The organism is Sphingopyxis sp. YR583, from assembly GCF_900108295.1.
Lineage (GTDB): Bacteria > Pseudomonadota > Alphaproteobacteria > Sphingomonadales > Sphingomonadaceae > Sphingopyxis.
Genome location: NZ_FNWK01000001.1, coordinates 829683 through 851499, shown reverse-complemented (window position 1 = coordinate 851499; position 21817 = coordinate 829683). Strand labels below are relative to the sequence as shown.

At 64.1% G+C, this 21817-nt stretch carries 17 protein-coding genes; 11 read left to right on the top strand and 6 right to left on the bottom strand.

Features of this window, described 5'->3' with window-relative positions; genetic code table 11:
- The first annotated feature begins 71 nt into the window (after positions 1-71).
- The 6 genes from secA (at position 72) to BLW56_RS03825 (ending at position 8224) form a co-directional block, all read left to right on the top strand.
- Positions 72-2807, top strand: a complete 2736-nt coding sequence (gene secA, locus BLW56_RS03850) for a preprotein translocase subunit SecA (RefSeq protein WP_093509316.1) — start codon at positions 72-74, stop codon at positions 2805-2807.
- Between the two features lie 244 nt (positions 2808-3051).
- Positions 3052-4449, top strand: a complete 1398-nt coding sequence (locus BLW56_RS03845) for a circularly permuted type 2 ATP-grasp protein (RefSeq protein WP_371262201.1) — start codon at positions 3052-3054, stop codon at positions 4447-4449.
- A complete protein-coding gene (locus BLW56_RS03840; protein WP_093509315.1) occupies positions 4449-5393 on the top strand; it encodes an alpha-E domain-containing protein in 945 nt (314 codons plus the stop codon). Before BLW56_RS03845 ends, BLW56_RS03840 begins: the two co-directional genes overlap by 1 nt.
- Positions 5394-5395: 2 nt before the next feature.
- Positions 5396-6199 carry a transglutaminase family protein gene (locus tag BLW56_RS03835; RefSeq protein WP_093509314.1) on the top strand — a complete coding sequence of 268 codons (804 nt, stop codon included), beginning with the start codon at positions 5396-5398 and terminating at the stop codon, positions 6197-6199.
- A gap of 47 nt (positions 6200-6246) precedes the next feature.
- Entirely contained in the window at positions 6247-6981 is a 735-nt protein-coding gene (locus BLW56_RS03830) for a peptidase (RefSeq protein ID WP_093509313.1), read from the top strand.
- A 46-nt stretch (positions 6982-7027) separates the two neighbouring features.
- Complete coding sequence (locus BLW56_RS03825) at positions 7028-8224, top strand: serine hydrolase domain-containing protein (protein WP_093509312.1); 1197 nt, start codon at positions 7028-7030, stop codon at positions 8222-8224.
- 184 nt (positions 8225-8408) lie between these two features.
- Here BLW56_RS03825 and acs read toward each other — a convergent pair whose 3' ends face one another.
- Positions 8409-10373, bottom strand: a complete 1965-nt coding sequence (gene acs / locus BLW56_RS03820; RefSeq protein ID WP_093510767.1) for an acetate--CoA ligase — start codon at positions 10371-10373, stop codon at positions 8409-8411.
- 97 nt (positions 10374-10470) lie between these two features.
- Between acs and BLW56_RS03815 the strand changes: the two genes are divergently transcribed.
- On the top strand, positions 10471-11970 hold the full coding sequence (locus tag BLW56_RS03815; RefSeq protein WP_218140484.1) for an L-piperidine-6-carboxylate dehydrogenase: 1500 nt from the start codon (positions 10471-10473) through the stop codon (positions 11968-11970).
- Between the two features lie 9 nt (positions 11971-11979).
- On the opposite strand, the gene BLW56_RS03810 is transcribed toward BLW56_RS03815, so the two are convergent.
- The 4 genes from BLW56_RS03810 to fsa form a co-directional block, all read right to left on the bottom strand.
- A complete protein-coding gene (locus BLW56_RS03810) occupies positions 11980-12858 on the bottom strand; it encodes a YwqG family protein (RefSeq protein ID WP_093509310.1) in 879 nt (292 codons plus the stop codon).
- 56 nt (positions 12859-12914) lie between these two features.
- Positions 12915-14432, bottom strand: a complete 1518-nt coding sequence (locus BLW56_RS03805) for an acetyl-CoA acetyltransferase (RefSeq protein ID WP_256203282.1) — start codon at positions 14430-14432, stop codon at positions 12915-12917.
- A 1-nt stretch (position 14433) separates the two neighbouring features.
- Positions 14434-15237 carry an enoyl-CoA hydratase-related protein gene (locus BLW56_RS03800; RefSeq protein ID WP_093509309.1) on the bottom strand — a complete coding sequence of 268 codons (804 nt, stop codon included), beginning with the start codon at positions 15235-15237 and terminating at the stop codon, positions 14434-14436.
- A gap of 106 nt (positions 15238-15343) precedes the next feature.
- On the bottom strand, positions 15344-15994 hold the full coding sequence (gene fsa / locus BLW56_RS03795) for a fructose-6-phosphate aldolase (protein WP_093509308.1): 651 nt from the start codon (positions 15992-15994) through the stop codon (positions 15344-15346).
- Positions 15995-16122: 128 nt separating this feature from the next.
- On the opposite strand from fsa, the gene radA reads away from it, so the two are divergent.
- Genes radA through BLW56_RS03775 form a run of 4 tightly spaced genes read left to right on the top strand, consistent with a single transcriptional unit; the run spans position 16123 to position 20369 of the window.
- Positions 16123-17484 carry a DNA repair protein RadA gene (radA, locus tag BLW56_RS03790; protein ID WP_093509307.1) on the top strand — a complete coding sequence of 454 codons (1362 nt, stop codon included), beginning with the start codon at positions 16123-16125 and terminating at the stop codon, positions 17482-17484.
- A 10-nt stretch (positions 17485-17494) separates the two neighbouring features.
- Complete coding sequence (locus BLW56_RS03785; protein ID WP_093509306.1) at positions 17495-18049, top strand: CvpA family protein; 555 nt, start codon at positions 17495-17497, stop codon at positions 18047-18049.
- Positions 18046-18474: an iron-sulfur cluster assembly scaffold protein gene (locus BLW56_RS03780; protein ID WP_093509305.1), complete on the top strand. Its 429-nt coding sequence runs from the start codon at positions 18046-18048 to the stop codon at positions 18472-18474. Before BLW56_RS03785 ends, BLW56_RS03780 begins: the two co-directional genes overlap by 4 nt.
- A complete protein-coding gene (locus BLW56_RS03775) occupies positions 18471-20369 on the top strand; it encodes a cation:proton antiporter domain-containing protein (protein ID WP_093509304.1) in 1899 nt (632 codons plus the stop codon). The genes BLW56_RS03780 and BLW56_RS03775 overlap by 4 nt, the downstream gene beginning before the upstream one ends.
- Here the strand turns inward: BLW56_RS03775 and BLW56_RS03770 are convergent.
- The gene (locus tag BLW56_RS03770) at positions 20366-21652 is read right to left on the bottom strand and encodes an MFS transporter (protein ID WP_256203281.1); all 1287 of its coding nucleotides are present in this window, start codon (positions 21650-21652) and stop codon (positions 20366-20368) included. The genes BLW56_RS03775 and BLW56_RS03770 overlap by 4 nt on opposite strands.
- Positions 21653-21817: the final 165 nt, after the last annotated feature.

Here is a 21817-nt window from a genome sequence, read left to right as displayed (position 1 = left end):
CGACGGGGCTTTTGCTTTATATTCGCGCGGCCAGAGGGCTGCCCATTCATTCAAATTCCAAGGAAAATCCTATGTTTGCTGGCTTGGCCAAGAGTCTGTTCGGCTCGTCCAACGATCGCTACGTCAACTCGATCCGCAAGATCGTCGACAAGATCAACGCATTCGAACCCGCGATGCAGGCGCTCGACGACGCCGGACTGCAGGCGCAGACGCAGAAATTCCGGTACCGCCTCGAAGCCGGCGAGACGCTCGACGACATCCTGCCCGAAGCCTTTGCCACGGTGCGCGAGGCCGCGGTCCGCACGCTCGGCATGCGCCACTTCGATGTGCAGATGGTCGGCGGTATCGTGCTCCACCGCGGCGAGATCGCCGAAATGGCGACGGGTGAAGGCAAGACGCTGATGGCGACCTTGCCCTGCTACCTCAATGCGCTCGAAGGCAAGGGCGTCCATGTCGTGACCGTCAACGACTATCTCGCGACACGCGACGCCGAATGGATGGGCACCGTCTATGGTTTCCTGGGTCTGACGACCGGGATCATCGTCCCGAACCTCAACGAGATGCAGCGCCGCGACGCGTATAACAGCGACATTACCTATGCGACGAATAACGAGCTGGGGTTCGATTACCTCCGCGACAATATGAAGTTCGACCGCCAGCAGATGGTCCACCGTACCTTCAACTTCGGTATCGTCGACGAAGTCGATTCGATCCTGATCGACGAAGCGCGCACGCCGCTGATCATTTCGGGCCCCACCGACGACAAGTCGGAGATGTATGTTCGCGTCAACGAGGTCGTGCTGCAACTCGTCGAAGAGGATTATGAAAAGGACGAGAAGTCGAAATCGATCAGCCTGACCGAAGAAGGCACCGAGCATGTCGAGCGGCTGCTCGAAGCGGCGGGCCTGCTGCAGGGTAACAACCTCTACGACATCGAAAACACGCAGGTCGTCCATCACGTCAACCAGGCGCTGAAGGCGATCCAGATGTTCAAGCTCGACATCGATTATATCGTCAAGGACGGTAAGGTCGTCATCATCGACGAGTTCACGGGCCGCATGATGGACGGCCGCCGCTGGTCCGACGGCCTGCACCAGGCTGTCGAGGCGAAGGAGGGCGTCCAGATCGAGCCCGAAAACCAGACTCTCGCGTCGATCACCTTCCAGAATTATTTCCGCATGTATCCGAAGCTCAGCGGCATGACCGGCACTGCGGCGACCGAAGCGGCGGAATTCTTCGACATCTACAAGATGAATGTCGTCAACATCCCGACCAACCGTCCGATCGCACGGATCGACGACGAGGATGAATTCTACAAGAATATCACCGACAAGTTCGGTGCGATCGCCAAGACGATCCGCGAGGCGAACGAACGCGGCCAGCCAGTGCTCGTCGGCACGGTGTCGATCGAGAAGTCGGAGCTGCTGTCGTCCTACCTCGAAAAGGAAAATGTGCCGCACAGCGTGCTCAACGCGCGCTTCCACGAGAGCGAGGCGCATATCGTCGCGCAGGCGGGCCGCACCGGCGCGGTCACGATCGCGACGAACATGGCGGGGCGCGGCACGGACATCAAACTCGGCGGCAATGAAGAATTCCGTATCGACGACGAGTTGAAGGATCTGGCCGAAGGGCCCGAGCGCGATGCCGCGATCGCGCGCATCCAGGCCGAGGTTGCCGCCGAGCGCGAGGCGGTTAAGGCCGCGGGCGGGCTGTTCGTGCTCGCGACCGAGCGTCATGAAAGCCGCCGCATCGACAACCAGCTACGCGGCCGTTCGGGGCGTCAGGGCGACCCGGGCCTGTCGAAATTCTACCTGTGTCTCGACGATGATCTGCTGCGCATCTTTGGCCCCGACACGCTGTTCTCCAAGATGATGAACAAGAATCTGGAGGATGGCGAAGCGATCGGGTCGAAGTGGCTGTCGAAGGCGATCGAGACTGCGCAGAAGAAGGTCGAGGCGCGCAATTACGACATCCGTAAGCAGGTCGTCGAATATGACAACGTCATGAACGACCAGCGCAAGGTCATCTACGAACAGCGCGGCGAGATCATCGACAGCGAGACCGTCGACGAGGTCATGGCCGCGATGCGCGCCGAAACGGTCAATTCGATCGTTGCCGATGCGTGCCCCCCGGGCAGCTATCCCGAACAATGGGATATCGAGGCGATGAAGGAGCGCACGGCGAACATTCTCGACCTTTCGCCGCCGATCGACGAATGGATGCAGGAAGATGCGGTCGACGCCGAAATCTTCGAAGAGCGCATCCAGCAGGCGGCCGACGCGGTTGCCGCCGAGAAGGCGAGCCTCGTCGATGCGGAAACGTGGAAGGGGATCGAAAAGTCGGTGCTGCTCCAGACGCTCGACCATCACTGGAAGGAGCATCTCTCGACCCTCGACGCGCTGCGTCAGGTCGTGTTCCTGCGCGCCTATGCGCAAAAGCAGCCGATCAACGAGTATAAGCAGGAAGCCTTCGCGCTGTTCGAGCGCATGCTGCAGAATATCCGCGAGGATGTGACGCGGACCGTCGCGCGCATCGACCTGCGCTTCGAAGAGCCCGAGGCGATGCCGCTGCCCGACCTGCCCGATTTCCTGACGACGCATATCGACCCGTTCACGGGCGAGGACAACAGTGCCGACATCGATGCAGGCACGCTGGGCGTGATCGCGAACACGCTGCCGCCGATGCAGGTGCCGAAGCCTGACCTGCCCGAGGGTGAAAATCCCTACGCCGAGCTGGAAATCAGCCGCAATGCGCCGTGCCCGTGCGGTTCGGGCCGCAAGTACAAGCATTGCCACGGGACGATTTGAGTTGAGCTGCCGCGCGCTCTCGGGCGCGCGGCAAGCCCTTGAAGTTACCGTATCAATCGACGTGATGAGTCCGCTTGCCAAGGTGTGCGGGCGCGATTAGCATCGCTCTCACAAGCTTGGCGGCCGCGTAGCCAGACAAGCAGCGCAGCAGGCAGGAATATGGGGCCGCGCACGCTCGACCATCGAGTGCGGCCGGGTTGGCATGTTGCGTGGAAGGGACCGGGGCATCTCCTTTTTCGACGAAATGACCGGGCAGGGCGGAGAAATCCGTTCGGCCTATCGCGACTATTCGGACTGGTTCGACCGCGAAGACGCTGCACGTATTCAGCGCAAGACACAGCAGGCCGAAGCCTTTTTCCGCACCACCGGCATCACCTTCAACGTCTATGGCGAGGATGAGGCCGACGAACGGCTGATCCCCTTCGATGTCGTTCCGCGCATCATCTCCGCGAGCGAGTGGCGCCGCCTGTCGCGCGGCATCGAACAGCGCGTGCGCGCGCTCAACGCCTTCCTCCACGATATCTATCACCGGCAGGAGATATTGCGCGCGGGTCGTGTGCCGACCGAACTCATTTCACGCAACGAAGCGTTCCTCCCGATGATGATGGGCATGGATCCGCCGGGCGGGGTCTATACGCACATCAGCGGCATCGACATCGTGCGCACCGGCGCCGACGAATTCTATGTGCTCGAGGACAATGCGCGCACGCCCTCGGGCGTCTCCTACATGCTCGAAAATCGCGAGACGATGCTCCAGATGTTTCCCGAACTGTTCTCGAAGATTTCGGTACGCGAGGTGAGCGACTATCCGCTCAATCTGCTGAAGTCGCTCGCCGCCTGCGCGCCGCCGGCGTGTGGCGGGACGCCGACCGTCGCGGTGCTGACGCCCGGCATCCACAACAGCGCCTATTTCGAGCACAGCTTCCTTGCCGATCAGATGGGCGCCGAGCTGGTCGAGGGGCATGACCTCCGCGTCGTCGACGGGCGCGTGGCGATGCGCACGACACAGGGCTATACGCCGATCGACGTTCTCTATCGCCGTGTCGACGACGACTTTCTTGACCCGCTCAATTTCCGGCCGGACTCGGTGCTCGGGGTGCCGGGTATCTGGGATGTCTATCGTGCCGGTGGGATCACGATCGCCAATGCGCCGGGGACAGGGATCGCCGACGACAAGGCGCTTTATAGCTATATGCCCGACATCATCGAATTTTATACGGGCGAGAAGGCGCTGCTTCCCAATGTGCCGACATGGCGCTGCAGCGAGCCCGAACATCTGCGCGAAGTGCTCGACCGTCTGCCCGAACTGGTGGTGAAGGAGGTCCACGGATCGGGCGGGTACGGGATGCTGGTCGGCCCGGCGGCGAGCAAGAAGGAGATTGCGGCGTTCCGCGCGAAACTGGAGGCGAACCCGCGTAACTATATCGCGCAGCCGACGCTGTCGCTGTCCACCGTGCCGATCTTCACCAAGGCGGGTCTGGCGCCGCGCCACGTCGATCTACGCCCCTTTGTGCTGATGTCGCCGCAAGGGATCCGGATCACGCCGGGCGGCCTGACGCGCGTCGCGATGAAAAAGGGGTCGCTTGTCGTGAACAGCAGTCAAGGCGGCGGCACCAAAGACACCTGGGTATTGGAAGACTGATGCTCGGGAAAACCGCAGGCAGCCTCTATTGGATGGCACGCTATCTCGAACGGAGCGAGAATAACGCGCGGCTGATCGACGCGGGGTTCCGCATTGCCCTGACGCGGTCGAGCACCGCGCGATCCGAATGGCGATCGGTGCTCGTCACCGCCGGACAGGATGTCGCGTTCCGGCAAGCGCATGGCGAGGACTATACATCGCAGCGCGTGGTCGATTTCCTGCTGCGCGATCCTGCCAACCCGTCGAGCATATTGTCGGTCGTCAAACGCGCGCGCGACAATGCCCGCACCGCGCGAACCTATTTGACGCGTGAGGTGTGGGAAGCGGTCAACACGAGCTGGATGACGCTCGGCGCGCTGCTCAAGCGCCAGGTGCGCGAGGACGATCTGCCCGACGTGCTCGCGGCGATCCGCCAGCAGAGTGCGCAGGTGGTCGGGGCTTTCTCTGGCACGATGCTGCGCAACGACGGCTATAATTTCGCGCGGCTCGGTACGTTCCTCGAACGCGCCGACAACACCGCGCGCATCCTCGACGTAAAATATTATCTGCTGCTGCCGTCGGTCGCGCATATCGGCAGTTCGATCGACAACGTGCAATGGGAGACGATCCTGCGCTCGGTATCGGCGCATCGCGCCTATCACTGGCTATACGGGGCGGAGATCAGCGCGCTCAAGATCGCCGAATTCCTGATCCTCTATAAACAGATGCCGCGCAGCCTTGCCTTCTGCTGCGATCAGATGAACGACAATCTCGGCCTGCTCCAGCGCAGCTATGGTGAGGAGACCGAGGCGGTGCGCATGGGAATGTCGATCTGTCGCGATCGGTTGTCGCGCCCCATCCAGTCGATTTTCGACGGCGGCCTGCACGAATTCATCACCGACTTTCTCCGCGCCAACGCTGCACTCGCGCGGCAGATCGAGCGCGATTACCGGTTCGTGGAGTGAATATGCGCCTTCGTGTCGACCATAGCACGCACTATCATTTCGACGGCCATGTCGCCTATGCGCTCCAGCAATTGAAGCTGACGCCGAAGGAACGCCCGGGGCAGCAACTGATCCACAACTGGTCGATCGAGATCGAGGGCGGCGCGCAGCAGCTCCATTATACCGATCATCACGGCAATGGCGTCGATCTGGTGTCGGTGAACAGCGGCGCGAGCGAACTTCTCATCCGCTGCACCGGCGAGGTCGAACTGGTGACATGGGACGGCGTGATCGGATCGCATCGCGGCGCGATGCCGCTCTGGACCTTTCTCCGTCCAACGCCGCTGACGCGGGCCGGGCGCGGCGTGCGTTCGCTCACCGCCGAACTGGGACGTGATTTTGCGAACGAGATCGAGCGAGCGCATGCGCTTTCGGCGCTGATCCTCGCAAAATTGCCTTACCGCATCGGCGTCACCGATGCCGAGACGACCGCCGAACAGGCGTTCGCCGGCGAGGGCGGCGTGTGCCAGGATCATGCGCATATCTTCATCGCCGCGATGCGCCATCTCGGCCACCCGGCGCGTTATGTATCGGGCTATCTGATGATGAACGACCGGACGCATCAGGATGCAACCCACGGCTGGGCCGAGGCGTATTTCGAGCATATCGGCTGGATCGGTTTCGACGTGAGCAACGGCCACTCGCCCGACCAGCGCTATATTCGTGTCGCGACGGGCCTCGATTATCGCGACGCCGCCCCGGTTCGCGGGATGCGCTATGGTGCAGCGCAGGAAAATCTGGTTGTCCAATTGCAGGTCCAGCAATAAGCGGGCTGGGACATTCAGGACTTTCCGGGCGGGGAAAACGGGATTCGATGACTTATTGCGTTGGCATGCGTTTGAACAAGGGGCTGGTGTTCATGTCGGACACCCGCACCAACGCGGGTGTCGACGACATCTCGCAGGTCCGCAAGATGCGCAGCTGGCATGTTCCGGGCGAGCGCGTGATCACGCTGATGTCGGCGGGCAATCTCGCGACGACGCAGGCGGTGGTCAGCCTGCTCGACGAGCGTACCAAGGCCCCCGAGGAACGCCATCCGTCGATCCTCGCCGCGCCATCGATGTTCGCGGTCGCGACGATAATCGGCGAAACGCTGCGCCACATCGTGATGCGCCACAATGACGAAGGCCAATCGGCGGCGGATTCGCTGTTCCGCGCCTCGCTGATCGTCGGCGGGCAGATCAAGGGCGCCGAGCCACGGCTTTTCCTGATCTATCCCGAAGGCAATTTCATCGAAGCGGGTGAAGACAACCCGTTTTTCCAGATCGGCGAGACGAAATACGGCCGCCCGATCATCGTGCGCTCTTATGATCCGACGATGTCGTTCGAGGATGCGGTGAAGCTGCTTTGCGTGTCATTCGATTCGACGATCCGAGCGAATGCGGGTGTCGATCTGCCGATCGACCTCAAGGTCCACGAGCGCGACGATTTCTCGACCGTGCGTGAGCGCCGTTTCGAGCGCAACGATCCCTATTTCGAGAGCGTCGCCGACGGCTGGGCCGAGGCGCTGGGGATCGCGTTGGCGGAGCTTCCCGACTTTCATTTCTGACCGGCTTCGGCCACCGTCCCGGTACGACGAAACGGGAGGGATCGCCATGTCGCGCTGGATAGCTGCTGCACTTGTTCTGATGGTCAGTCCGGCGGCGGCCGAGGAGGCGAGCTTCGACAAGGCGCTTGGCGACTTTCGCGAACTGCATCGCGCTGAGATGCGCCGCGCGAAGGTCGCAGGAAGCAGCTTTTATGTCGTGCGCGATGGGCGGACCGTTGCGGCCGACCATCTGGGCGAGCAGGATGTCGACGCGCATGTGCCCGTCAATGCCGACACCATTTATCATTGGGCGTCGATCACCAAGACGATGACCGGGATTGCTATCATGCAGCTTCGCGATCGCGGGCTGCTGTCGCTCGACGATCCGATCGTCAAATATGTGCCCGAACTCGCGGCGGTGCATAATCCTTACGGCGGCACGGACGCGATCACGCTGCGCCAGTTGATGAGCCACAGCGCGGGCTTTCGCAGCGGAACCTGGCCGTGGCGCGACCAGGACTGGCAGCCGTTCGAGCCGAAAGGCTGGGCGCAGCTCGCGGCGATGCTGCCGTACACGCGGGTCGAGTTCAAACCCGGCAGCCGCTTCGGCTATTCGAACCCCGGCATCGTCTATCTGGGGCAGGTTATCGAGCGGCTCTCGGGTGAAGATTATGAAGTCTATATCGACAAGAACATCCTGAAGCCGCTGGGTATGTATGCGAGCTATTTCGACCGCACGCCGCCGCACTTGCTGCCGCATCGGTCGCATAGCTATTACATCCAGGATGGGCGGCGGGTCGCGGCGCCGTTCGATGTCGATACCGGGGTGACGGTGTCGAACGGCGGGCTCAACGCGCCGATGCCCGATATGGCGAAATATGCGGCCTTCCTGCTCGGCGATCCGGCGCGCCAGGCCGAATATGATCTGGTGCTGAAACGCTCTTCGATCGAGGAAATGTGGCAGCCGCAGATTTCGGCGGGCGAGGATTTCACGCAGGGCCGCATGTCGAAGACGACGCAGAGCGGCTTGTCCTTCTTTCTGGATCGCAGCGGCGGGGTGCGCTTCGTCGGGCACAATGGCGACCAGAACGGCTTTCGCGCCTATCTCAGCCTCTGTCCCGATCAGCGCCTTGGCAGCTTGCTGGCGTTCAATACCGAGACCCGCGGGGTCGAGAATAGCGAAGCCAATCGCAAGACGGCGGAATCGCGCGTCGCGCTGGCGACCGACGCCCTGTGTGGAGCCGTCGCGGGTTCGCCGCGTTAAATCTCATCCGAAAAAGGGAGGGCCCGGAAGGTGCGTGACCTTCCGGGCCGTGTTGCTCCGGCTGCCAGGGAGGGGGGAGGGGCTGCCGGAACTCGGGGGTGCCCTCTATATGGCGCCTGACGGCTTCCCGCTCAATCATACCAAAGCATGATATGGCCTATCCGGGCGCGTAGCGCGCCCGATATCAGCGGTTTTTGCGTCCTTCGATCAGGCCGTCGACGAGGCTCGGGTCGGCGAGCGTCGAGGTGTCGCCCAGCGATCCGAAATCATTCTCGGCGATCTTGCGCAGGATGCGGCGCATGATCTTGCCCGACCGCGTCTTGGGCAGTCCGGGGGTGAGGTGGATATGGTCGGGCGTCGCGATCGGGCCGATTTCCTTGCGGACCTGCTGCTTGAGCGCCGCTTCGACCTCGGCCGATGCCTCGACCCCGGCGTTGAGCGTCACATAGGCGTAGATGCCCTGACCCTTGATGTCGTGCGGGAAACCGACGACCGCGGCCTCCGCGACGAGATCATGGAGGACGAGCGCGCTTTCGACCTCGGCGGTGCCCATGCGGTGGCCCGAGACGTTGATGACATCGTCGACGCGGCCGGTGATCCGCCAGTAGCCGTCGGCATCGCGGCGGCAGCCGTCGCCGGTGAAATATTTGCCCTTGTAGGTCGAGAAATAGGTCTCGGCGAAACGCTGATGGTCGCCATAGATCGTCCGCGCCTGCCCCGGCCAGCTATGCGTGATGCAAAGATTGCCTTCGGACGCGCCGCCCGTCTGTTCGTTGACGAGGACGGCGCCCTCGGCATCGACGAGCTCGGGGCGGATGCCGAAGAAGGGACGTCCGGCGCTGCCTGGCTGCATCGGATGCGCGCCCGGCAGGGTGGTGATCATGATGCCGCCCGTCTCGGTCTGCCACCATGTGTCGATGACCGGGACGCGGCCTTTGCCCACGACCTGATGATACCAGCGCCACGCCTCGGGATTGATCGGCTCGCCGACGCTGCCGAGCAGACGGATCGACGACAGATCGTGGCGTGTCACATACTCGTCGCCCTCCCGCATCAGCGCGCGGATCGCGGTCGGTGCGGTATAGAGAATGTTGACCCGATGCTTGTCGACGACCTGCCAGAAGCGGTCATGATCGGGATAGTTGGGCACGCCCTCGAACATCAAAGTCGTCGCGCCGTTCTGAAGCGGGCCGTAGACGACGTAGCTGTGGCCGGTGACCCAACCGATGTCGGCGCTGCACCAGAAGATCTCGCCGGGGCGATAATCGAAGCCGTAGTAGAAGGTGCTCGCCGTCCAGACCGAATAGCCGCCGACGGTGTGGAGCACGCCCTTGGGTTTGCCGGTCGAGCCCGAGGTGTAGAGGATGAACAGCGGGTCTTCGGCACCCATCGGTTCGCACGGGCAGTCGGCGCCGACATCGGCCGATAGCGCGTCGTACCAATGGTCGCGGCCTTCCTTCATCGCGACGTCGCCGCCAGTGTGCGCGATGACGAGCGCGGCCTTGACGTCGACGCGCTCAAGCGCCTTGTCGACATTGGCCTTCAGCGGAACCACCTTGCCGCCGCGTAGCCCCTCGTCGGCGCAGATCACCCAGTCGCTCGCGCAATCCTCGATGCGGCCGTGGATCGCCTCGGGCGAGAAGCCGCCGAAGACGACGCTATGCACCGCGCCGATGCGCGCGCAGGCGAGCATCGCCACCGCGCCCTCGGGGATCATCGGCATATAGATGGTAACGCGGTCGCCCTTCTGGACGCCCATTTTCTTCAGTGTGTTTGCGAAACGGATGACATCGGCGAGCAGCGCCTTGTAGCTGATCGTCCGCGTCTCGCCGTCGGGTGCGTCGGGTTCGAAGATGATCGCGGTCCGGTCGCCATGGCCGGCGGCAACATGGCGGTCGACGGCATTGTGGCAAAGGTTGAGGATACCGTCCTCATACCATTTGATCTCGACAGGGTCGTAGGACCAGTTCGCGATTTTCGTCGGCGCCTTGATCCAGTCGATGCGCTTCGCCTGATCGGCCCAGAAGCTGTCGGGGTCGTCGATGCTCTGCGCGTAAAGCCGGTCGTAATCGTCGGCGGTGCAATGGGTGTTCGCCGCGGCGTCGGCGGGAACCGGAACCAGCGGTTCGGAGGGGGGCAGGTCGGACACGGCTATTCTCCCGCTTTCGATTTGACTCACTTGCTGGCTGCGATAACCCGCGAGCCACAAGTTGCAAGGCGCATGCGCGCTTATGAAGGGACGGAATATGGTTCAACTGGGCCAAGAGATAGCTGGCCTGCTCGACCGGCTGGGCGTCGACCGCGCGCGGTGGACCGACGGGTCGATGCCCGCGGTGACGCCGTTGACGGGCGAACGGCTGGGCATGGTCGAGGTCGCCGACTCCGCGGCGATCGATGAGGCGCTTGATCGTGCGACGGCCGCCTTTCGTCGTTGGCGCGATGTGCCGGCGCCGCGGCGCGGCGAACTCGTCCGCCTGTGGGGCGAGGAACTCCGCGCCGCGAAGGACGATCTGGCGAAATTGGTGACGATCGAGGCGGGCAAGGTCCCGTCCGAGGGCGCGGGCGAAGTGCAGGAGATGATCGACATCTGCGATTTCGCGGTTGGGCTTTCGCGCCAGCTTTACGGCCTGACGATCGCGACCGAACGGCCAGGGCACCGGATGATGGAGGTCTGGCATCCGCTCGGCGTTGTCGGGGTGATTTCCGCGTTCAATTTCCCCGTCGCGGTATGGGCGTGGAACGCGGCGGTCGCGCTGGTGTGCGGCAACAGCGTGGTGTGGAAGCCGTCGGAAAAGACGCCGCTGACCGCACTGGCGACGCAGGCGATTTTCGAGCGAGCGCTGGCGCGCTTCGGTGATGCGCCCGAAGGAGTGGCACAGCTGCTGGTCGGTGGGCGCGAGGCGGGCGAGGCGTTGGTCGACGACAAGCGCGTCGCGTTGGTGTCGGCGACCGGCTCGACGCGGATGGGGCGTGCGGTGGCCCCGCGACTGGCCGGGCGTTTCGCACGGGCGATCCTCGAGCTGGGGGGAAACAACGGCGTAATCGTCGCACCGTCGGCCGACCTCGACCTTGCGCTGCGCGGCGTCGCGTTCGGCGCGATGGGAACCGCGGGACAGCGCTGTACGACGACGCGACGGTTGTTCCTGCACGACAGCATCTATGACGGTTTCGTCGCGAGGCTGAAGGCGGCCTATGCCAGCGTCGGCGTCGGCAACCCGCTCGAGGGCGAGGTACTTGTGGGCCCGCTGATCGATCGCGCGGCCTATGAGATGATGCAGGACGCGTTGACGGCCGCCGAAGCCGCGGGCGGGGTCGTTCATGGCGGCAAGCGGGTGGGTGAGGGTGAAAGCTTCTATGTGAAGCCCGCGCTCGTCGAGATGCCGGGGCAGGTCGGACCGGTGCTGGAGGAGACGTTCGCGCCGATCCTCTATGTGATGCGCTATTATGATCTCGATGCGGTGATCGAGCTGCACAACGATGTTGCGGCCGGACTGTCGTCGGCGATCTTCACCACCGACATGCGCGAGGCCGAACGTTTTCTCGTGGCGAGCGACTGCGGTATCGCGAACGTCAATCTTGGCACTTCGGGCGCAGAGATCGGCGGGGCGTTCGGGGGCGAGAAGGAAACCGGCGGCGGACGCGAGAGCGGATCCGACAGCTGGAAGGCCTATATGCGCCGCGCGACCAACACGCTGAACTATTCGGACGCGCTGCCGTTGGCGCAGGGCGTGTCGTTCGACATCTGACGGGATCGATCAGTAGCAGTCCCATTGGTAGAAGATCTTGCTGAAGTCGCGCTTCAGCAGGTCTTCGCGCCGGATCATGAACTGACCCTGCCCCGAATCGCCCCACATGATATGGTCGTCGCTCCACAGGTTGAGGAGGACGCGGTCGACGTCCTGATAGGGCGGGCTCGAACGCCAGTCTGACTGGGTAAAGCCGGGATGGCCGCCGACATGATGGCCCTGAACCGCCAGCTCATTCTGCTTTTCGGCAAAATCATAGATGCGGTCGCCTTTGGTGCGATCGTTCAGCAGCGTTTCGAGATCGCGTTCGGCGAGCCAGGATTCGACCGAGGGAAACTGATCGGTTCGCTTCGGTTTCAGCGCGATGCCGCGCGCGACCGTGGCGTCGGCAAGCGGTGAGTAATCGTCGATCCCGTGGTCGCCCGAGGGCCGTCCAAAGTGCAGCTTGCCGGGGCCTCCCATCGTCTCGCGCCAGATGACGCGGAACTTGCCGGCCTCGGGCTTTTCGAAATTCGCCCCATAGAGATCGTCGCGGGCGATGAAGAATTGCAGGACGCCGCTGGTCGGATAGTCGGGCAGCGGCGGCAGTTCGGCGAAATCGACCTGTGCGAGGAAAGACATCGGCCGCCCTCCCGCGTCGGCGGGCCAGGCTTCACCTGTCGCCAGCCAGACCGGGCCACCGATGCGCGTGCCGGCTGGGGTCGCGGGCGCGGGACCCGCCGGTTCGAGATCGATGGCGGGGAGGCTGTGCTTTTTCTGCCACGCGGCAAATTCGGCCACCGCCGGATCGCGCAGCATGTTCTGCATCGTCGGCTCGGCCTGTGTTTCAGGTGTGCAGCCCAACGCGCCTGCCAATGCCAATGCGGCGGGGATCAGTATCTTTCGCATGAGCGAGACCTATCGTTTCCGCCGATCGTGCGCGAGCGATTGTTGCGACGCTCCGGTCAGGTCGCGCGCCAACCGAAACGATCTTCACCCATCGCGACGATCTCGCCCGCCGTGCCGACCGGTTCGGCCTTGCCGTCGGTCAGGAATGCCAGCATCGCCGCGTCGGCAACGTCGACATGCGCCAATGTGCGTTTGTCCGCGGGCGTCCGCGCGACGACGACACCGGCTTTCGGCGCGCCATCGCGGCCGTAGAACACTGTGTAGCTTTCGATGGTCGCCGGTCCGGTATAATCCTCGACCAGTTCGGGAACCGGGCCGCGTTTGGTTTCGGCTTCGGCCTGATAGTCGAAGTCCTGCGGGAAATTCGCGGCGGCGATCGGCTGGTTGCCGAGGACGATGCAGTGGTTGTCGGTCGCAAAACCGCCGTTGGCGAAGAGGAAGCCATAGCGGCCTTCGGTGCGCAGCTTGTCCACCATCGAGACGACGGCATGGCTCATATAATTGGCGATCGGGCCGCCTCCGAAGGTCAGGCCGCCGAATACCGTTGCCGGGCGGTCCCACGGCCAGCCGAGGATGCGCCGCGCCATCTTGGGCACACAGGGGAAGCAGCTGTAGAGTTCGACGCAGTCGAAATCATCGACGCTCATCTGGTTCAGTTCCAGCGTGCGGGTGATCGACGTTTCCATACTGACGCTGCCGTCGTAGCGGTCGCGGTGCAGGATGTTTGCCGGCTCCTTTGCCGCGGCGCCCATGCCGACGTAGATCAGCCGGTCTTCCGATATCCCGCGGCGGCGCGCTTCGGCGAGGCTGGCGACGAGGAAACCGGCGCCCTGATTGACCGACGAGTTGGCGACCATCAGCTTCGAATAGGGAAAAGCGATCGGGCGGTTGCGCTCGTCGACCTTGAGAATGTCCTCGGGGGTCGCTGGTTTGCGAATCCAGGCGCCATCGTTCGCGGCGGCGACGTCCGAGAAACGCGACCAGATTTCGGCGCTTTCGAACTGGGCGTCCTCAAGGCTTTCGCCCCATGCCGCGCGGGTCGCATTTTCATAGAGCGGATAGACGTCGACCGGCGCGGCGAGGCCATGCTTCTGCGCATAATTGGGCTCGCGCCGCGTCGCGACCTTGCGGATCGCATTATAGCTTTTGTCTTCGCCGCTCGCGGCCTTGGCAGCGCGTCCGGCGGCGGTGCGCAGCGCCTCGGCCCCCACGATCGCGGCGAGCTTGACTTCGCCCGCGCCGATGCGGTTCGCGGCTTCGTTGAGCAGGCGAATGGGCGTGTCGCCGTGCGGCGCCGCCGACTGATAATTGATCGCGGGCGCGGCGCCGATCGCCGCGGCGAGCGGTTCGGGCAGCTTGCCGAGGCTGTGGAAGCTGATCTGGTCGACGATCGCGAGGCTGTCGATTTCGGCGAGCGGGACGCCGGCGTCCGCCGCCGCGACCTTCAGCGCGGCGACCATCAGGCCGAGCGAGTCGAGCCCCTGATCGGGATCTTCGGGGCGGTCATTGACCTGTCCGACGCCGATGATGACGGGAATGCGTTCGGGATCGATCATCGCCGGTTCCTGGCCCATGTCAGCGCGCCTTCCATTCGGGCTTGCGCTTCTGCGCGAAGGCAAGCGGGCCTTCGCGCGCGTCTTCGCTCGCCATCAACACCTTGCGCTCGCGCTTATTGTCGTCCCAGTGCGTGTCGTCGCCGGCGATCTGACCGTCGATGATGCGGAGTGCGACGCGCTTCGACGCCTGCACCGACAGCGGGGCATTGCCCGCGATCTTTTCGGCGAGTGCGATCGCGGTCGGCATCAGATCGGCGAGCGGGACGACGCGGTTGGCAAAGCCATAGCGCAGCGCGGTCGGCGCGTCGAAAGGGTCGCCGGTCAGCAGATGCTCCATCGCGACTTTCTGCGGCAATTGCTTGACGATGCGGAAGGCTCCGCCCGCTGCGGCGAACAGGCCGACCTTGACCTCGGGTAGACCGAACTGCGCATTTTCAGAAGCGACGACGAGGTCGCACATCAGCGCGAGTTCGCAGCCGCCGCCGAAAGCGAAGCCGTTGACCGCGCCGATCACCGGCTTCGAGATCGGATGCGCGGCAAAACCGCCGAAACCCCATGCCTGCTGGGCCTTGTCCTCGGGGGCAAGCGCCCCACCGCGCGATAATGAGACCAGATCGGCGCCGGCGCAGAAAGCCTTGTCGCCCGCGCCGGTGATGATGACGACACGGATTTCCGCGTCGTTCTCCGCTTCTTCAAGCGCGGTGCCGATGCCGACATGAACGTCCGCATTGACTGCGTTGCGCGCCTCGGGACGGTTGATCGTCACGATCAGAATATGGCCCTGACGGGTGGTCAGAACGGCGGGCTGCGCGGCGTCGGTCATATTGTCTCTCCCTGCGCCGGACCCGCGAGGGCGCGAATCCGGCTGTCGGGAAAACTATCGGCCGAAGTTAACGTTTACGTCAACTGCTAAGAGCGGGAGGCTGGCCTCAGATCGACTGGCCGGTCTTCGCCCAGTCGGCGAGGAAGCCTTCGATGCCCTTTTCGGTGAGGATATGCTTGAACAGCCCCTTGATGACCGACGGCGGCGCGGTCATCACGTCGGCGCCGATCTTGGCGGCTTCGAGGACGTGAATGCCGTGGCGCACGCTCGCGACGAGGATCTCGGTTTCATAGCCGTAATTGTCGTAGATCAAGCGGATGTCGGAAATGAGCTGCATTCCGTCGAAGCCATTGTCGTCGTGGCGGCCGACGAATGGCGAGACGAACGTCGCGCCGGCCTTGGCCGCGAGCAGCGCCTGCGCTGCCGAGAAGCAGAGGGTGACATTGACCATCGTGCCGTCGCCGGTCAGCGCCTTGCAGGTCTTGAGCCCGTCGATCGTCAGCGGCACCTTAATGCAGACATTGGGAGCGATCTTGCGGAGGATTTCGGCCTCTTTCATCATCGTCGCATGGTCGAGCGCGACGACCTCGGCCGACACGGGGCCGTCGGTCAGCGCACAGATTTCCTTCGTCACTTCCTTGAAATCGCGGCCCGACTTGGCGATCAGCGACGGGTTGGTCGTGACCCCGTCGAGCAGGCCCGTTGCGGCGAGTTCCTGGATGTCGGCGATTTCGGCGGTGTCGGCGAAGAATTTCATGGCGCGGGGCTTTCCTGTGGGAAGGTGATTCGGGTTTGAAGCTCCCCTAGAACAACGCGCGATAAATATGAACCGCCGCGCCGGATTTGGACTAGTGTTCGACCTTTGTTCCAGTTAAGCGCGAAGCTATGGCCAAAGCGAAACGTCAATATGTCTGCCAGAATTGCGGGGGCGTCTCATACCGCTGGCAGGGGCAATGCGCCGATTGCGGCGAGTGGAATACGCTCGTCGAAGAGGCCGCCGAAACGGTATTCTCTGCGAAACATGATCTTAGTCGCGGCGGGCGAACGCTCGCGCTCGAAACGCTCGATGCCGAAAGCAAGATGCCCGAACGCATGCTGTGCGGGATCGCCGAGTTCGATCGCGCGCTTGGTGGCGGTTTCGTTGCTGGATCGGCAACGCTGATCGGCGGCGATCCCGGGATTGGCAAATCGACCTTGCTCTTGCAGGCGGCGGGTCGGCTCGCGAAGGCGGGCAAGTCGGTCGTCTATATCAGTGGTGAGGAAGCCGCAGGGCAGGTGCGGCTCCGCGCGCAGAGATTGGGACTCGGCGACGCGCCGGTCGCGCTCGCGAGCGCGACATCGGTGCGCGATATCCTCGCTACGCTCGAAGGACGGCGCGCCGATTTCGTCGTGATCGATTCGATCCAGACGATGCACAGCGACCTGATCGACAGCGCGCCGGGAACGGTGAGCCAGGTCCGCGCGAGCGCGCAGGAACTGATCCGCTATGCCAAGGACAGCGACACCGCGATCGTGCTCGTCGGCCATGTTACCAAGGACGGAACGATCGCGGGACCGCGCGTGCTTGAACATATGGTCGATACGGTGCTGGCGTTCGAGGGCGAGCGCAGCCACCAATATCGCATCCTGCGCGCGGTGAAGAATCGCTTCGGCGGCACCGACGAGATCGGGGTGTTCGCAATGGGCGAGGAGGGGTTGGGCGAGGTGTCGAACCCGTCGAGCCTTTTCCTGACCGATCGCAGCCGCGACGTACCGGGATCGGTCGTGTTTCCGGCGCTGGAGGGAACGCGGCCGGTGCTCGTCGAGGTGCAGGCGCTGACCGTGCGGCTGGCGAGCGGTGCGACACCGCGCAGGGCAGTGGTCGGCTGGGACAGTGGACGGCTCGCCATGGTACTCGCGGTGCTGGAAGCACGGTGCGGGCTCCAGATGGGCGCCGCCGAGGTCTATCTCAACATTGCGGGCGGTTACCGGCTCACCGATCCGGCCGCCGACCTCGCCGTCGCGGCGGCGCTGATCTCTGCGTTCAGCGAGCGGCCGGTCCCCGCCGACGCAATCGTATTCGGCGAACTCTCGCTGTCGGGCGAGGTGCGGCAGGTTTCGCACGACGGGCTGCGGCTGCGCGAGGCGGCGAAGCTCGGTTTCTCCCGCGGTTGGGGGCCAAAGGGCATGAAGCCGGTCGGCGGGATTTCGGTCACGGGTTTCGGCCGGCTCGGCGAACTCGTTGACCTGATGCTCGGGCGGGATTAGCGGACGGCAAATGGGAAGTTTGACCGCTCTGGATATCCTCGTGCTGACGCTGGTGGGCGGCGGCGCGATACTCGGCTTTTCGCGCGGCCTGGTGCAGGAAGTGACGACGCTGCTTGCCTGGGTGCTGGCGATCGCAGCGGTGCGCTTCTTTCACCCGCTCGTCACCGGCCTGCTCGAAGGCTGGGTAGGCGGCGAAGGCGGCGCGGCAATGCTGGCATTCGTGCTGCTGTTCGGCGGCGTGTTCGCGCTCGCCAAATGGGGATCGCGCGCGATGGGTCAGCGCAGCCGCGCATCGCTTGTCGGCGGGTTCGATCGCGGACTTGGCGCAGGCTTCGGTGCGGTCAAGGGGCTGTTGATCGCCTCGATCGGCTTCATGTTGGTGACGCTTCTCTACGATATCGGCTATGGCAATGCACAGCGTCCGGCATGGATGATCGAGAGCCGGACCTATCCGGCGCTCAATGCAACGAGCAGCGCGATGAGCAAAGTGATCGCCGAGCGCCGAGCGCAGGCGCGCGAGGCCGAGACCGAAGCCGCCAAGGCGGACGGGGCCGACAGGTCATGAGCGCGCCGCTCTATAATCGCGACATATTGGCGCTGGCGGTGGCAACCTCAGAATATCTGCCGATCGCCAATGCACGCCACCGGGTGAGCAAGCGCGCGCCGCTGTGCGGCAGCGCGATTATCCTCGATCTCGATACCGACGATGCGGGCCGCATCACGCGTGTCGGCATGCATGTCGAAGCCTGCGCGCTCGGACAGGCGTCGGCGGCGTTGCTCGCGCGCCACGCGTCGGGACTGGCGCTCGCGGAGATCCGCGCGGCGCGTGATGCTATTGCGGGCTGGTTTGCGGGTGAGAGCGACCGGCCCGACTGGCCCGGCTTCGACCTGCTTGCGGCGGCGCAGGGCTATCCCGCGCGTCACGGCGCGATCCTGCTCCCCTTCGATGCCGCCATCGCGGCGCTCGAAGAGCAGGCGACCGCGGCATGACCTTGCTCGCGCTCACGGCTGCTGCTGCGGAAGCCGCCGAAAAGGTTGGAGAGGCGGCGACCGACACGGCGTTGGTCGAAGGCGCGATCCTCCTCGGTGTCGCGACGCTCTTCGTGCTGATTTTTCGCCGACTTGGTCTGGGGGCCGTCCTCGGTTACCTGATCGCCGGTGCCGTCGTCGGGCCGCACGGGCTCGGGCTGGTCGGCGGCGGCGAATCGAAGCTCGCCTTTGCCGAGCTTGGCATCGCCTTCCTGCTTTTCCTCGTGGGGCTCGAACTGTCGCCGCGGCGGCTGTGGGACATGCGCCGTGCGATCTTCGGGTTGGGCATGGTTCAGGTGGTGGTGACAGGGCTCGTGCTGACCGGGCTCATCCATCTGACATTGGGCTTCAGCCCCGCGGCTTCGCTCGCGCTCGGCCTGCCGCTCGCGCTGTCGTCGACCGCGCAGGTGTTGCCGGGGCTCAAAAACTCGGGGCGGATCAATTCGCCCTTCGGCGAAAAGGCATTCTCGATCCTGCTGTTCCAGGATCTGGCGATCGTGCCGATGATCACGATCGTTGCGGTGCTGTCGCGCGCGCCCGCCGATCCGTCGGCGCCGCCGGGATGGCAGATGGCGTTTTTCACGCTGTGGGCGATCGTCGTGCTGGTGCTTGCGGGGCGCTTCGTGGTCAATCCGTTGCTGCGGATCATCGGCCGTTATGGCGAGCGCGAATTGTTCGTCGTCGTCGGGTTGCTGACCATCCTCGCCAGTGCCGCGCTGATGCACAGCCTGCACCTGTCGACCGCGCTCGGCGCTTTCATCGCCGGCGTGATGCTCGCCGACTCGCCCTATCGGCACGAGATCGAATCGGATGTCGAACCCTTCCGCCTGATCCTGCTCGGCCTCTTCTTCCTCGCGGTCGGCATGGTGCTCGATATCGGTGTGGTGATGGAACGCCCGTTGCTGGTGCTCGGGCTTGCAGCGGGGCTGGTTGCGGTCAAGTTCGCGGTGCTGACCTCGATCATTCGCCTGTTCGGCAAGCCTTGGAAAGTCGCGCTCGGTCTTGGGCTCCTGCTCAGCCAGGGCGGCGAATTCGGCTTCCTTCTTTTCACCCAGGCGGCCGACGCCTTGCTGATCCGGCCCGAAGCCGCGAGCCTGTTCAGCGCCGTCGTGACATTGTCGATGATTTCGACGCCTTTCCTGATGCTGTTCGCGCGAAACCTGGAATTCGCGCCCGAGACCGACCAGCCCGTGCTCGACGATCCCGGCGCCGCGCCGCGCGGGTCGGCGATCGTCGTCGGTTTTGGCCGCTTCGGCCAGATCGTGTCGCAGATGCTGCACGGCGTCGCATGTTCGGTGACGCTGATCGACAAGAAGCCGAGCCAGATCGAGCTTTCGAGCCGTTTCGACACCAAAGTCTATTTCGGTGACGGGCTGCGCGTCGACCTTCTCCGCCGTGCGGGTGCCGAAGAGGCGCGGTTGATCATTTTCTGCATGGACGATGCATCGGTCGACGCCGCGGCGATGAAGCCGATTGTCGAGGCCTTTCCCAACGCGAAGATATTGATGCGTGTCTTCGACCGGCGCCAATTGCTCGCGGTCGACGGTTCCGGCGTCGACGGCGTCATCCGCGAAGTGTTCGAAAGTTCGATCGCGATGGGGCTTTCTGCGCTTCGCTATCTCGATGTCGATCCGACCGAAATGGACGATGTCGAGGCGACGTTACGTCAACTCGACGAGACGCGGCTGCAGGCGCAGATCGACGAGGGCGATATTTCGGCGGGCATGGACCATCGGTTCAAGCCTGGAGGCGGCCGCGAGGCGGACAGCGTGCTCGAAAACTTCCGTCGCAAGCGGCAGGCGGCAAAGGCCGCGCGCGAAGAAGATGAGGCGATGGGGCTCGGGGCCGGGAATTAGCCGCCGCGTTGCCGCGCCATCAGGCTGGCTGACATCGCGGCCGCCGCGAGCGCCGGTACGCCGCCGATCGCCATCGCGAGCAGAAGATTGCCGCCGACCGCTCGATCCGACAAGCCGCCGGTCAGGAGCGGGCCGAGCGCGCAGAATGCCGCAATGACGAAGCTGTAGATTGCGAAGCTGCGCGCGCGCAGTTCGGCAGGGACGATGTCCTGCAGGATCGTCGGGATCAGCGCATTGGCGGTGCTGGTCAGCGCAAGGAATAATGCGATCATCGCCAGCGCCTGTTGTTCGGTCGGGGCGGCGCCAAGCCATATGAGGCACGGGATCGCCAGCGTCGCCCCCGCCGCCATCACCGCCGGGCGCGATGCTTCGCCCAGCCGCGGTCGCAGGAAGCGGTCGACGATCCCGGCGACGGCGAGGCTGCCGAGGCTCGTCACGAGCGTGATCAGCCCGAGCGCATGGCCGGTCGGGACGAGGTCGGAGGCATAGCGGCGGACAAGACCCATCGCCGCCATCGGGGCGACCGCCTGCACCGCAATGGCAAGCCCGCCTGCCGCGCCGAGGAACAGCAGGATGCGCCGTTGATGCGCGCGAAGGAAGGGGCCAAGCGCCGCATCCTCGCGCCGCTCGCTCCCGGTCGGGAGGCCGCGCGGCGGATCATGGACGAGCAGGCCGATCGTCAACAGGGGCAGTGCCAGCAAGCTGAGGCACAGCAAGGCGGCACGCCATGGTTCCATGTCAGCGGGCGCGATCGTGCCTGCGAATTCGAGCAAGTTTCCGCCGAAATAGAAGCCCGCGCTCGCGCCCGTCGCCATCAGCGCCGCGAAGGCGAGGTTGGACGGCACGCGATGACGGTCGCTGACGAGGTCGGGGATAAGCGAATAGACCACGGGTATCATTGCGAATTCGGTGATCCCCGACGCGGCGCGGCCGATGAAGAAAAGCTCGAAATCGGGCGCAATGCCGCTGAGTGCCGTCAGCATCCCCCAAAGAAGGATCAATCCGAGCAGGATCGATTTGCGCGAATATCGGTCGGCAAGGCGTGCGAGTGGCACGGCAAGCGCACTTGCGACGAGGATGCCAGCGATGCCGTGCAGCGCGCCGATCACCGCGTCCGAAACGCCGAAGCTCGCCTGGATCGCGGGCGACAGGATCGATTGTAGCCCGCGGTCGCTCATCTGGACGCCCGCGGTCACGCCGAGGAAGGCGACCGTCCATAGTCCCGCCGCCGTCGTCGTTCGTTCGCCGGCGGTCAGGCCCGTCGTATTGGCAATCGCAACCAATTATCCGTCCCCACCGTGCGCATATTGCAAGTCATTTGCAACTGGCTAGACCAAAGCGGCGCCGGGGGGAAGAGGGCGGTTTGGGGGTGGAGAGCCGACGTTTCCTCAGCCTCTTTCGTCATGCCGGACTTGATCCGGCATCCATAGCTGCGCCGTCGTCGTGGA